At 47.6% G+C, this 13,959-nt stretch carries 11 protein-coding genes and 1 tRNA gene; 10 read left to right on the top strand and 2 right to left on the bottom strand.

All coding sequences use genetic code 11. The features are described from left to right. Window positions 1–82 precede the first annotated feature (82 nt). Window positions 83–158, top strand: a tRNA-Lys gene (locus ACWAU0_RS12095). Window positions 159–553: 395 nt separating this feature from the next. After that, the gene (locus ACWAU0_RS12100) at window positions 554–901 is read left to right on the top strand and encodes a hypothetical protein (protein ID WP_458136813.1); all 348 of its coding nucleotides are present in this window, start codon (window positions 554–556) and stop codon (window positions 899–901) included. 96 nt (window positions 902–997) lie between these two features. On the opposite strand, the gene ACWAU0_RS12105 is transcribed toward ACWAU0_RS12100, so the two are convergent. Continuing rightward, window positions 998–1,192 (bottom strand): hypothetical protein, encoded by a 195-nt coding sequence (locus ACWAU0_RS12105; RefSeq protein WP_458136814.1) that lies wholly within the window; start codon window positions 1,190–1,192, stop codon window positions 998–1,000. A 9-nt stretch (window positions 1,193–1,201) separates the two neighbouring features. Between ACWAU0_RS12105 and ACWAU0_RS12110 the strand changes: the two genes are divergently transcribed. The 8 genes from ACWAU0_RS12110 to ACWAU0_RS12145 all read left to right on the top strand — a co-directional run bounded on the left by ACWAU0_RS12110 (window position 1,202) and on the right by ACWAU0_RS12145 (window position 11,751). Then, window positions 1,202–2,023, top strand: a complete 822-nt coding sequence (locus ACWAU0_RS12110) for a site-specific integrase (protein ID WP_458136815.1) — start codon at window positions 1,202–1,204, stop codon at window positions 2,021–2,023. A 159-nt stretch (window positions 2,024–2,182) separates the two neighbouring features. Further along, window positions 2,183–5,287 carry a type I restriction endonuclease subunit R gene (locus tag ACWAU0_RS12115; RefSeq protein ID WP_458136816.1) on the top strand — a complete coding sequence of 1,035 codons (3,105 nt, stop codon included), beginning with the start codon at window positions 2,183–2,185 and terminating at the stop codon, window positions 5,285–5,287. Beyond that, window positions 5,281–6,939 (top strand): HsdM family class I SAM-dependent methyltransferase, encoded by a 1,659-nt coding sequence (locus ACWAU0_RS12120; RefSeq protein ID WP_458136817.1) that lies wholly within the window; start codon window positions 5,281–5,283, stop codon window positions 6,937–6,939. Before ACWAU0_RS12115 ends, ACWAU0_RS12120 begins: the two co-directional genes overlap by 7 nt. Window positions 6,940–7,158: 219 nt before the next feature. Further along, on the top strand, window positions 7,159–8,451 hold the full coding sequence (locus ACWAU0_RS12125) for a restriction endonuclease subunit S (RefSeq protein ID WP_458136818.1): 1,293 nt from the start codon (window positions 7,159–7,161) through the stop codon (window positions 8,449–8,451). Window positions 8,452–8,455: 4 nt separating this feature from the next. Further along, the gene (darT, locus tag ACWAU0_RS12130) at window positions 8,456–9,097 is read left to right on the top strand and encodes a type II toxin-antitoxin system toxin DNA ADP-ribosyl transferase DarT (RefSeq protein WP_458136819.1); all 642 of its coding nucleotides are present in this window, start codon (window positions 8,456–8,458) and stop codon (window positions 9,095–9,097) included. Between the two features lie 8 nt (window positions 9,098–9,105). After that, complete coding sequence (gene darG, locus ACWAU0_RS12135; RefSeq protein ID WP_458136820.1) at window positions 9,106–10,149, top strand: type II toxin-antitoxin system antitoxin DNA ADP-ribosyl glycohydrolase DarG; 1,044 nt, start codon at window positions 9,106–9,108, stop codon at window positions 10,147–10,149. A gap of 182 nt (window positions 10,150–10,331) precedes the next feature. After that, window positions 10,332–10,634 (top strand): hypothetical protein, encoded by a 303-nt coding sequence (locus tag ACWAU0_RS12140; protein WP_458136821.1) that lies wholly within the window; start codon window positions 10,332–10,334, stop codon window positions 10,632–10,634. A gap of 1 nt (window position 10,635) precedes the next feature. Next, on the top strand, window positions 10,636–11,751 hold the full coding sequence (locus tag ACWAU0_RS12145) for a hypothetical protein (RefSeq protein WP_458136822.1): 1,116 nt from the start codon (window positions 10,636–10,638) through the stop codon (window positions 11,749–11,751). Window positions 11,752–12,318: 567 nt separating this feature from the next. Here the strand turns inward: ACWAU0_RS12145 and ACWAU0_RS12150 are convergent. Beyond that, window positions 12,319–13,938, bottom strand: coding sequence for a GGDEF domain-containing protein (locus tag ACWAU0_RS12150; RefSeq protein ID WP_458136823.1), 1,620 nt, complete (start codon window positions 13,936–13,938; stop codon window positions 12,319–12,321). Window positions 13,939–13,959 lie beyond the last annotated feature (21 nt).

The raw sequence follows: 13,959 nt of genomic DNA on the forward strand, positions 1-13,959 counted from the left end.
AAGTGAAGATATTATTTTGTATTTATTACAAGTAATCGTTGCAAAACTAATATTTCTGAGTATAATGGGCGGCTCATTCAGGGGGTCGTTAGCTCAGCCGGTAGAGCACCGCACTTTTAATGCGATGGTCGTGCGTTCGAATCGCACACGACCCACCACTGAATGACCAAGCTAATCAATAGCTTATCAACTGGCTTGCCCGTCGAGTTGAAGCAACAAACCGCAGCAAGGCGCAAATTTAGGCGCACTCTGCATTAAGTTGTTCAATGAGGTGGCGTAATGAACCAGCAAAAGCAGTCCCTTTTAGTCCAGTCCGCGGCTAAAAATTCAAACCAACCAAATATTTTTTCTAGCCACGATTCTTTCGTGTGTTTCTGCGTGCCTCGCGTTTTCGTTGGAGGTGCATGATGGCTTACATCAGACCTCTAGCAAACGGTAATTTCCGCGCCGATGTCCGCTGAAGGGTATCGTTAAAAACAAAACCTTCCCTGCCGAGTCCCTTGCCCAAGCCTGGGCTGATCAAATCGAACACAGCATTAAAACCGTCCCCTTTTTGGATCAGGCGCAATTGCTGGCGCTGTCCGATGCCGACATCGAAACCTTGGGCGGCGCGGAGTTGTTCAAACAACTGGGCGTCGATTTATTCGTTGTCCATCATCAAGCCAAGCTGGAAGCCATTAACGCGCTATCCAAAAAAGAGTTGCTGCAACTATCCCCGCAAGATATTGAGCGCATGGGTGGCGCTGAGCTGTTTATACAGGCCGGCAAGCGCATCAGATACAAAACCTTCCGCGAGGTTTGCAGCGAGTATTTGTCGCGTTGGAACAAGAAAGACTATCAAGGCCAGATGCAGCGGATAAGCGAGAGCGATAACCCCCTCGTAAACAGTGACTTCAAATAGTGAGTTAAAACCATGATAAAACACAATGCCCAAAACGAGCGTATTAAGCGCAAATACTTTATCTTTTTGAAAGAAGCCAAACGTCAAAACGAAAGCTCAGTCGATGCCGTAGCCAAGGCCATCAGTCGCTTTGAAACCTACACAAAATATCGCGAATTCAAGGCTTTTCATTATCAGCAAGCGGTTTCCTTCAAAGCCGACCTGGCCAAACAAATCAATCAGCAAACCGGCAAGCCACTGAGCAAATCGACAATGAATTCGACCCTTAGCCAGTTGAAAACCTTTTTCCAATGGTTAACCATGCAGCCGGGCTACAAGTCGCATATCAGCTATACCGAGGCCGAATATTTCAACCTATCCGAAAAAGAGGTGCGGATTGCGACGGCCAAACGGCAAACTCGTGTGCCGACCATCGAACAAATTAAGCACGTCATCGCATCTACGCCCAACAACACGGTCATCGAGCAGCGTAACCGCGCGCTGATCGCTTTTACTTTGTTGACCGGTGCGCGTGATAGTGCGATTGCATCGATGAAACTCAAACATGTCGATCTGATTGCAAATTGCATCTTCCAGGATGCTCGTGAGGTCAAAACCAAGTTCAGCAAAACATTCACCACTTATTTCTTTCCCGTCGGCGATGAGATTCAGCAAATCGTGGTCGACTGGGTTAACTACCTGAAAACTGAATTGCTATGGGGCAATGATGATCCGTTGTTTCCGAAAACCAATGTGATTAATAGCGAGGATCGTGTTTTTAGGGCTTCCGGTATAAAGCCAGAGCATTGGCAAAACGCATCGCCGATTCGCTCCATTTTTCGCGAGGCGTTTGAAGCGGCTGGTTTGCCTTACTTCAACCCGCACAGCTTCCGTAAAACCTTGGGAACGCTTGGTGAGAAACTTTGCCAAACCCCAGAGGAGTTTAAGTCTTGGAGCCAAAATCTGGGACACGAAAATGTTTTAACGACGTTTTACAGCTACGGTGAGGTGCAGCAGCATCGGCAAGGGGAGATTTTCCAGCTTTTGAAACTGCCACGAGATTTATCCGGCCAGAGTGCTGAAGACATTGCAAAAGCAGTAGTCAAGGTCATGACCAATCAACGATTACAACAACTTATATAGTTGTAAATGTTTACCAATTTTTTTGTTGCTAAAAATGACTGAAATAAACTTAAAGCCTTGGCAAAATAGGCGGTCTAGTCCAGTCTGAAATATTTTGCCGGAGATTAAGAACTGGAAACTCAGGCGTTAAATGCTTGCCGATAACTTTCAAAGGAATTCATGAAATTTACAGAAGACACGCGCGTCAAGATACCGGCAATACTACACCTTGTTCGGCTCGGCTATGACTATATATCGCTGAAAGGCCAAGACTGGGACATCGACACTAATTTCCCGGCGCTATTCCACCAAGCCATCGCCAAGATCAATCCTGACATCGACCAAGCCGACATTGGCCGTTTGCTGGCAGAAACCAAACTGACGCTGGATAACGACGACCTGGGTCAAGCCTTCTACCAAAAGCTGACCGACCGTTCTGGCACTAAGCTGATTGATTTTGAAAACTTCAACAACAACCTGTTTCACGTTGTTACCGAGCTGACCTGCCAAAACGGCGATGAAGAATTTCGCCCCGACATCACGCTGCTGATTAACGGTATGCCGCTGGTGTTTATTGAAGTCAAAAAGCCCAACAACCGCGAAGGCATCCTCGCCGAACGTGACCGCATCAATAAACGCTTTCAAAACCCTAAATTCAAACGCTTCATCAACATCACCCAGTTGATGCTGTTCTCCAATAACATGGAGTACGACGAAGACGAAGTACAGCCAATACAGGGCGCGTTTTACGCTAGCCCGGCCTATTGCAAACCGGTGTTCAACTATTTTCGTGAGGAAGAAGTCCTTAATCTGACGGCGTTACTTAAACCTTTGACCGAACAAACCGAGCTCAGCGTTTTAAAAGACAACAATCTGGAAGTGATCCGCAGTAACCCGGAATTCATCACCAACAAAGACCCCAATCGCCCAACCAACCGGATTTGCAGCTCATTGCTCAGTCGTGAGCGTTTGGCGTTTATCTTGCGTTTTGCTTTGGCCTACGTGCACGAAACCGACGGCGTGCAAAAGCACGTGATGCGCTACCCGCAGCTATTCGCCACCAAAGCCATAGCCCGCAAATTAAACGAGGGCATCAAAAAAGGCATCATCTGGCACACCCAAGGCAGCGGCAAAACCGCGTTGGCTTATTACAACGTGCGCTTTCTGACCGACTATTTTCAGAAACAGCAGATCATCCCCAAGTTCTATTTCATCGTTGACCGCCTGGATTTGCTCACCCAAGCCAAAACCGAGTTCAGCAGTCGCGGTTTGATCGTTCATACCATCGACACTCGCGAAGCGTTTACTAAAGCCATCAAAGCCACGCAGGTCATCCACAACCATTCCGGCAAGCCGGAAATCACCGTGGTCAATATCCAGAAGTTCGAGGATGACCCGAATGTGGTTTCGACTCAGGACTACGATGTCAGCATTCAGCGGGTGTACTTTCTGGATGAAGTACATCGCAGCTACAACCCCAAAGGCAGCTTTCTGGCCAATCTTGAAGAGTCCGACCGCAACGCCATCAAAATCGGCCTGACCGGTACGCCTCTGCTTGGCACCGATTACAACTCGCGCCTGTTGTTTGGTGATTACATCCACAAGTACTACTACAACGCCTCCATTGCCGACGGCTACACCTTGCGCCTGATCCGTGAGGAAATCGCCACCAATTACAAACTGGCGCTGCAAAAAGCCTTGGCCGACTTGCAGATTCAGCAAGGCGACCTCAACAAAACCCAGGTTTACGCCCACCCCAGCTTTGTTGAGCCGATGCTGGATTACATCGTCAGCGACTTTGAAAAAAGCCGCGGCGCATTGAATGATGCGGCAATTGGCGGCATGGTGATTTGCGACAGTTCCGAACAAGCCAAGCAATTATTTGAACTATTCACCGCCAAATACGCTAAATCATCCGTACCAACACCGCAGGCCGCCAACGACGGCGAATTCATCGAATTCAAACAAGCCGCCGAGCCCAAAGCTGATTATAAAAGCCGGAAAAAAGCTGCTAACCAAGTGACCAGCGCAGCCTTGATTCTGCACGATGTCGGTACTAAAGAAGAGCGCAAAACCTGGGTGGAGGACTTCAAAGCCGGTAAGATCGACTTCCTGTTTGTCTACAACATGCTATTGACCGGCTTCGATGCCAAACGCCTGAAAAAGCTGTACCTAGGCAGAAAGCTTGACGGACATAATTTGCTACAGGCATTGACTCGAGTAAATCGAACCTTCAAAAACTTTCGCTACGGCTATGTGGTGGATTTTGCCGACATCAGTAAGCAATTCGACGAAACCAACCGCCGCTATTTCGAAGAGCTGCAAGGCGAACTCGGCGACGAACTAGAACAATATTCCAAGCTATTCAAAAGCCACGAAGAAATTCACGCCGAGATTGCACACCTTAAAGAGGTGCTGTTTCACTTCAATCTGGACAATGCCGAAGAGTTTTCCCTGCAACTCAACCAGATCAACGACCGCGAACAAGTGCTGGCGCTGAAAAAAGCCCTGGCCGATGCCAAAAGCCTGTACAACCTGATCCGCCTGCAAGGCGAATACGATTTTTTGCAGCAACTGGATTTCAACAAACTCAACTGGCTGTATCGGGAAACCAGCAACCGCCTGGACTTGCTAAACCTGAAAGAAACCCTGGAACAAGGCACCAACAGCACCAATTTGCTCAATATCGCACTGGAAGATGTGATTTTTCAGTTCACCAAAATCGGCGAAGAAGAGCTGGTCTTAGCAGACAAACTTAAAAACACCCTGCGCCAAACCCGCGAAGCACTGGCCAGCAACTTTGATCAGCAAGACCCCAAATTCATCAGCCTTAAAGAAGAACTGGAACGGCTATTCAAGAAAAAGAACTTGTCGGAAGTAACACAGGACGAAATGAACGCCAATATCCAAACCCTGAACAAAATCCACGAGCGCGTTAAAGAACTCAACCGCCAGAACAACCAATTGCGACAAAAGTACCAAGGCGATACCAAATACACCCGGATGCACAAACGCCTGGTTGAACGCGGCGGTATTTCGGATTCCGAACGTAAAATCTTTGAAGCGCTGACCGGCGTCAAGCAAGATGCCGACAAGCAAGTATTGCAAAACAGCCAAATGCTGGATAACGAAGACTTTTTTAAGCGTATCACCATGCCCTTGGTTATTAATCGCTTTATGAAACAACATCAAATCAAACTCAACCCTGATACCTCCCACTACATCAACCACTTAGTAGTCGCGGAGTACCTGAAAGAATTTAATACCGGAGCGCGTGGGTGGTAGAACTAGAATTCAAACAAAATACTCAAGAACTTATCGACAACTTGAAAAGTGTCTGTGCCAACTATGGACTTGGCAATGACGGCAACGAATTCAAAATCATCACACAGACCTTCTTATATAAACTCATCCATGACAGATTTGCATTAGAAGCCAAAAAAACTGATGAAAACATTGCCAATGCAGACAAGTGGGAAGAAGCTTTGGCTGTACTCAGTGATGAAGAGTTTGAAATGCTGCAATTGCAGATGGGGCCTAATATCGCCCGCCTAAAACCCAGTCACCTCATAAGCCACCTAGCGAAAAACCAAAACTCGCCGGATTTTGCCAAGCTATTCGACGACACATTGATGGACATCGCCATCACCAACAATGACGTGTTCGCCGTCAAAACTGATGGTGGTGCCAAGGTAGTGCTTTTCGACAGGCTAAGCGAATACATTTCCGACACATCCAAGCGTGATGACTTTTGTCGAGCTATTATCAACAAGCTAATGACCTTCAGCCTTGAGCGCGTGGACTCCAAATTGGAGAGCATTTTTGCGCAAAAATTCGACTTTTACGCCAATATCTTTCAGTACCTGATCAAAGACTACAACAGCAACAGCGGCGGCAAATACGCTGAGTATTACACTCCGCACGCCGTGGCCCGCATCATGGCCGCCATTCTGGTGCCGGTAGACGAGCGCGGTATCGTCAAAAACGTCAGCGTTTACGACCCGTCCGCCGGTTCCGGCACCTTGTTAATGAACGTCGCCCACGCCATTGGCGAAAACCGCTGCAGCATTTACACCCAGGACATTTCCCAAAAATCCTCAAACCTGCTGCGGCTGAATCTGATCCTGAATAATCTGGTGCATTCCATTCCCAACGTCGTGCAGGGCAACACCTTGCTGCACCCGTCGCACAAGGACGGCAGCGAGTTAAAACGCTTTGATTACATCGTCTCCAATCCACCATTCAAAATGGATTTCAGCGATTTCCGCGACGACTTGGACAACAAAGCCAATAAAGAACGCTTTTTTGCCGGTATCCCCAAGGTTAAAGCCAAGGCCACCGACAAAATGGAAATCTACCAGTTGTTCCTGCAACACATCATTTACTCGCTGAAACCCGGCGGCAAGGCGGCTGTGGTAGTGCCGACCGGTTTTATTACCGCCCAAGCCGGCATCGACAAAGGCATTCGCGAGCATCTGGTGGACAAGCAAATGCTGGCCGGCGTGGTGTCCATGCCCAGCAACATCTTCGCCACCACCGGCACCAACGTCTCCATTTTGTTCATCGACACCCTGAATCTGGGTAAAGTGGTGTTGATCGACGCCTCCAATCTGGGCGAGAAAATCAAGGACGGTAAAAACCAGAAAACCGTGCTCACTGCCGCCGAAGAGCAGCGCATCATCGATGTGTTCAACGCCAAGCAGCAGCAAGAGGATTTTTCGGTAGTGGTCAGCTACCGCGACATCGCCGCCAAGAATTACTCGCTCAGCGCCGGGCAGTATTTCGATGTGAAGATTGAGTATGTCGATATTACGCCGGAAGAGTTTTCCGAAAAAATGAAGGTGTTTAACGATAATTTGGACAGTCTGTTTAGCCAGTCGCGGGATTTGGAGGCGGAAATTAAGAAGCAGTTGGCGGGGGTGAATTTCAATGCCTAGAAATGTCGGGTGGGCCTGTAATATTTTGATTGGAAACCTGGCGACGATTAGGCTTGTAGGATGTGCCGACGCAAGGAGGCGCATCGATCGCGACCGATGCGCTTCACGTTGTTCAGCACATCCTATCTATCGTAGGGTGGGCACGGCTGTTTCGTGCCCACCGTTGACACCGCGTGGGCAAACGAAAAAGCTGTTTGCCCACCCTACAGAGCTCTCCTTATGAGAAGCTGGGAAAGGCTATCTCTAGGAGAAATCTCGGACACATGCCTAGGAAAAATGCTGGATGAAGAAAAAAATAAAGGTGAGTTAAAGCCATATTTGGCGAATATAAATGTTAGGTGGGGGAGTTTTTTTCTTAACAATCTCAGTCAAATGAGATTTGAAGATTATGAAGACGAGAGATATGGTCTTAGAAATGGGGATTTAATTATTTGCGAAGGTGGTGAACCAGGGCGGTGCGCTATTTGGAGAGACCAAATACCGAATATGAAAATACAAAAAGCGTTGCATAGGCTAAGAGTTAAGCCTGGATACAACGTTGAGTTTTTGTATTACAGAATGCTTCTAGCTGGACGCTTAAAAGAACTTGATAAGTTTTTTATCGGATCGACAATAAAGCATTTAACTGGTGTCACGCTTAGACAAATCGAGTTCAATTTTCCAAACGAATTAGAACAAACAAAAATTTCGTCAGTCCTGAGTGCTATCGATGCCAAAATCGAACTCAACAACCGCATCAACGCCGAACTGGAAGCGATGGCGAAGACTTTGTATGACTACTGGTTTGTGCAGTTCGACTTTCCCTTCGACTTCGCCCAAAACAAGCCCGCCGCCAACGGCAAACCCTACAAATCCTCCGGCGGCAAAATGGTCTATAACCCAATCCTGAAACGGGAAATACCGGAGGGGTGGACTGAGGGAACATTGGAAGACCTCGGGCAGATTGTCGGCGGGAGCACGCCGACGACAACAGAAGCTGAAAATTTTTGTATAGATGGTACACCTTGGATTACGCCAAACGACTTGTCGGGTAATCAGGGAAAGAAGTTTGTAACCCGAGGCGCAACTGATGTCAGTGAGGCTGGAATTAAATCGGCTTCTCTTAACAAGTATCCAAAGGGGACCGTTTTATTAAGCTCAAGGGCACCAATCGGCTATATGGCGATTGCCCGTAATGAACTGACCACCAATCAAGGTTTTAAGTCGTTTATTCCCAATAAAGGCTATTCATCAGCCTTTATCTATTACACGGTAAACCTTAGTTTGAAGGCAATAACCCAGTATGCTTCCGGTTCGACTTTCAAGGAAGTATCTGGCAGCGTTCTAAAAACTGTAAAGATTGTTCTCCCACCGACACATATATCTGAAACATATACAGCGGCAGTTTCTGCTATTTTTGCTCGGCAGGACACTTTAGAGCAGGAAAACGAAAAACTAGTGGCTCTCCGTGACTGGCTCCTCCCCATGCTAATGAACGGCCAAGTGACCGTGCAATCGGTAGCAACCGACTAAGGCCATGACCGTTCCCGCCCAGCCCAAGCTTTATCACATCGTCCACGTGGACCGATTGGCCTCGATCATTGCGGCGGGCGGTCTGTTATGCGATGCGGCGGTGATGGCGAACCAGACGGGTGGCACCACCATAGGCATGAACAGCATCAAGCAACGCCGTTTGCAGGAATTGAGGCTGGCTAGCCACCCGGATTTGCATGTGGGCGATTGTGTGCCGTTTTATTTTTGCCCTCGCTCCATCATGTTGTTTATCATTCGCCAAGCCAATCACCCGGAGCTGGACTATCAGGGTGGGCAAGGGCCGATTTTGCATTTACAGGCCGACTTGCAGGCCAGTGTGGCATGGGCAACTGCAAATCAACGGCGCTGGGCGTTTACTTTGTCGAACGCCGGTTCCTATTATTTTGAAGATCGTTGCGATTTACGCCAACTGGATCAACTGGATTGGAAGGCAATCCAAACCAACCAATGGAAGGAGTGCAAGGAAGGCAAGCAGGCGGAATTTCTGATGGAGCGCAGTTTTCCGTGGCATTTAATTGAATCGATTGGCGTATTTTCGGTGCCAATTCATCGACAGGTGACTAATATTGTGCAAGCGGCAACTCACAAGCCACCTGTAACGATAAAAACCGCTTGGTATTACTAGAGAGCACAATGATTGAATTAACCCAAGGCGATATTTTACGCGCGGACGTCGAAGCCATAGTCAACACCGTGAATTGCGTCGGCGTGATGGGGCGCGGCATTGCCTTGCAGTTTAAAAAAGCCTGGCCGGACAACTTTAAAGCCTATGCCGCCGCTTGCGATAAAGAACAAGTTCAGCCGGGGCGGATGTTCGTGTTCGAAACCGGCCAGCTTGCCAACCCGCGCTACATCATCAATTTTCCGACCAAACGCCATTGGCGCGGTGCCAGCCGCATGGAAGATATTGAAGCCGGTCTTGATGCGCTGGTGGCCTGCATTCGTGAAAACGATATTCAGTCGATTGCCATTCCGCCGTTGGGTAGCGGTCTGGGCGGTCTGGATTGGCAACAGGTTAAACCCCGAATCGAGCAGGCCATGAGCGCGTTACCGGATGTTCGGGTATTGATTTATCAACCCAATGGCGCTCCCGCCAACGAGGTAATCGCGCGGAATAAAGTTCCACCCAAAATGACCCCCGGCAGAGCCGTTCTGATTGAGTTGTTGCAACGCTATTTGGCGGGTTTACTTGACCCGACTGTTTCATTGCTGGAAGTGCACAAGCTGATGTATTTCATGCAGGAGGCCGGTGAGCCGTTGCGTTTACGTTATCGCAAAGCGCATTATGGCCCTTATGCTGAAAATTTGGGCAAGGTGTTAAATGATGTCGAAGGCCATTTTATTTCCGGCTACGCCGACGGCGGCGATGATCCTAAAAAGCAATTGCAACTGGTGCCGGGAGCAGTAGAAGAAGCTACAGCGTTTTTACAGGACTTCCCGCAAACCCGCGAGCGCTTTAACTTGGTGTCCAAACTTGTGGAAGGCTTTGAATCGCCGTTTGGCCTGGAGCTGTTGGCTACAGTTCATTGGCTGCGTAAATTCGAGCAAATCAATACTGTCCAGGAAGTAATTCAGGCTACCCATGCTTGGAATAACCGCAAACGTCAATTCACACCTAGACAAATCGAGCTAGCACTAAGTGTTTTGGATCGGCAAAGCTGGTTTGCGATGACCTGATAGACCATCGCTAAATGCAGGGTCAAAACTGAAAGTCAGTGGATTATTTTTCAACAGATAATTTTTTGATAAACACTTTTCTGTAGGTGTCTGTTGTAAATTTCTAATTCTTTTTCGGCTAGCCAATAACGAACTTAAACGCCGAGGCAGCGGAAGCTGTTATTCAACGTCTTCTGCGTGTAGTGAGCAACCGGTCTTTTAAACCTGAAAAACAAAGTTTTCCTATCGAATACTTACTTAAATCGGATGATGCCGCAAGGATTCCAAGCGAGCCGGGGCCGATCATTGAACCTGATTGGGACTCATGGGATAAGGAGCAACGAAAAGTCAGTATCAAGAGTATCTTTGACTGGCCGTTAGCATCATGGATGGGTAGCAATTTACGCCAGTTGCGATCAAAAATCATCGAAAGTTGGCTTTCCATGCCAGAGCTTCTTTCGCCGCAGAATAGTCGATTTAGAAAACCAATGGATACGAGGCATTAAAATGCAATCTTTGACCGCATCCTTACTGCGGCAATGCCAATTACCAAAAAAATTGGATCTTGGGATTTATTATCGCTGGGGTAGCGGAGCTGACAGGAAGCAGCGATTTTTAGTGGAACTGGATGCGGCACCATTATTGGTCCTCGTTCAAGAAGCAGTGTTGGGCTACCGTGTTTATGAGCTGCTCACCATAAACCGCATAGGCGATGTTTTGCATTATCTCCGGGTGCGCCCGATTGAGGTTGAACCCGATGTAGCCGAAATATTTGAGGGGAAAAATCGAAAGGACTGGCTTCCATATCAGGAATATGAATCAGAACGATGGGGCAAAGGTTACTGGCCTTTGGTCGATTTTGACGCCTGTTTTGGGTTATATTGTGACGATACTCCTCCAGCCTCCGCCACTTGGCGTTTCTTTTGGGATGCCGGAAGTTGGCGATCTTACGTGGCCGATTTACTCGCATCCATTCGCATCATCCAATCGCAATTGCACCAGTCAGATGACTTTTTGATCCAAGGCGAAATCGCTCGAATGGAGCGTGGCATTCATCATCAGGATTATCTACCCAATATCTCAAGGGATTGCCGAATAACAAATTGTGTTCCTGAAAAATCGCATTTATCAACCGCTTTATTTCGAGTTATAGAGGAATTGATTGTTAGCGATAAAGTTCAATCAGTTGCCTGTCCGTTTGACGATTTTTGGTTATGGCGGAGTTTGGTCGAGGAACAGTTAAAACGCAGCCAACAACTGAACCGAAGCCCTCAGGTTGCTTTCTCACTCTGTACTGATAGGGAACAAGTGAATATCCCTTATTCTGACTGGGGAGGCAAGGTCCATTGTTCTTATGAAGGGATTTGTGGAGCCGACTTATTTATTAAACCTGATTGGAGAAATACTTTTCCAGAAGCCGATGGCGTTGAATCCAGCCTATCTGACATTGTGTTCTATACCGGTGAGGATTATGACAGTGGGAGAATTTGTCACTACCTACTCACCGACAATGACCTAGGAGAATTGATGTGTGCGACTCGCCGAAATATCGGCGATGGTTGGATTCTTTATGAATCGAAACGTCCTTACCGGCCTAATCCAAACTTCAAAACAGAATACTAAAGTGATTTATGAGATAAATCATTAGCCTCATGGAGCAAATTACCAAACGTTTGAAGTCTGTTGATTCATCTGTAGCTATCCGACTACAAATTCAGTGATGGTGCTAAGGGTATTTTGGATGACCTTCTTCGCTTGCAGGTTTGGGGGAGGTGTACCAGAAAAAAGAATGATTTTGGATTATAGAAAAATAATCGAATCCATTTTTCCATCATAGGCAAGGCGTAAATTTAGGCGCACGAGTCAAACAAACTGAGTCCAATCCACTCAAACCTAAACAACTTGAAACTATTGATATTAAAAGAATATACTGTAGCTCCACGTTGTTTCAATTCGCTGGTGATGCACTTTTAATGCGATGGTCGTGCGTTCGAATCGCACACGACCCACCATAAAATTGATATACAAATCAACCAGTTACTGAGAGGTCAGAACTGGTTTTTTTTGTGCCTGAAATTTGGCTTGCGTGATTTTTGCGTGACTTGATTTTCACCGGCTCCAAGCCAAATTTGTTGCTGTGCTGTATCGATTCATCATTTGAGAGCCGCTTTCATTCAAACCAACATTCAGTCATTGATGAGAACAATCATCGGCAGCCTTAGCCGCCTCTGGTTGAGGTACAGGTAGATTTTTTTCGGCGGGCTGTGGGTCGGGTTTAATTTTTTCCGCAAATTCGTTTTGCAGTTGCCAGCGCACAACGCGGTTTCGGCCCGATTCCTTGGCAACATACAACGCTTCATCGGCAAATTTGTTCAATTCGCTCGGGTCTTCCGGTTGGTCGAGGATACTGGCGACACCCAAACTGGCGGTGACCCAGGGTCCGGTTTCGTAACGGGCGACCGATTCGGATTTGATGCGCAAGCGAATACGCTCTGCCACCGTAATGGCTTCGTCTACGCTTAAACCCGGTAGCACGAGGCAAAACTCTTCGCCGCCGTAGCGGCCAACCAAATCAATTTTGCGGGTGTTGTTGGTTAAGATTTCGGCGAGCAATTTGATGATGACGTCACCGGAGGCATGACCGTAATTATCGTTAACCCGTTTGAAATGGTCGATGTCGACCATAATGCAGCACAGCTCCAAATTGTTTTGCAGGGCATCGGCAAACGCCTTTTCAAACAGTTCGTTAAATGCTCGCCGATTCAAACAGCCGGTCAGAGAGTCCCTGGTGGCCAGAAAGTGCAATTCCTTGTTTTGTTCTTTAACTTGCGCCTGACTTTCCTCCAACTTGCTGACCATGATTTGCAACTTCGTATTGCGTTCTTCTATTTCGGTGATGTCATCCAGCGTGATCAACACGCCTTGAGGGGCGTCGTTGCCAGAAAGAATGGGCGATGCGTTGATCACAAATTTAAATGTGTCATTGTCAGGACTAGTCAGTTTCAGATGCGCGCCAATCGAACTTTTGCCGGTTTTTAAAACAGTTTGCCAGGGCAGGTAGACGTCGGTGGTCGAATCGTCCGCGCTTTTCCATTCTAATTGTGAGGCCTTTTTCCCCAGCAAAGCCGACGTAGGGCTGGCGATTTTTTTCAGAAAGGCATCATTGGCCAAGACAATTTGCTCATGCTCATCAATGATGATGACACCCTCGGCCAGCGTATCGAAAGCCGCGTTGACCCGTTCGGGAATCACGGCGCTGGGGTCGAGTACTTTCAAGGTTCTGAGCATGAACGCCAAGTAAATAAAAAAGCCGACAACCAAAAAGAATATCGCCATTTTAAAACTGGGGTGTTCAAGAAAATCCGAGGCCGATTCTCCGGCTATTGGCGCGAATTTAAATTCAATATCCCCCCATTTTTCCGAGTCGCGAAAAATAGGCACCACCAAATGCGTGGACGTGGATTTTTGGCTATCGTAATCGGCCCATTCTTTAACGTGATCGTTGACTTGAAAAATTAATTGATTGTTTTGCAAGCGGATTCCGGCGGATAAAATGTCCGGGCTTCTCTTGATCAAAGCATTGAGCATTCGCTCAATGCGGTGTGGGTCTTGATCAGGGGCGATGGTGGAAAATTGAATGGCTAGTGCTTCGCTGACTTGTTTGCGCGACTCCAGCATAAACTTGGATCTATCCGGCATGAAACCCAACATTTCCGCTGCAAACAGTAAGCAGATACTCAGCATTACTAAAGCCAGGCTGATGCGCATTGCCGGCAATAAAACTCCGACCGCTTTTTTTAGGGCGTCCATGATTTTAAATGATGCGATGCC

The organism is Methylomonas sp. Uni0009 (assembly GCF_054188105.3).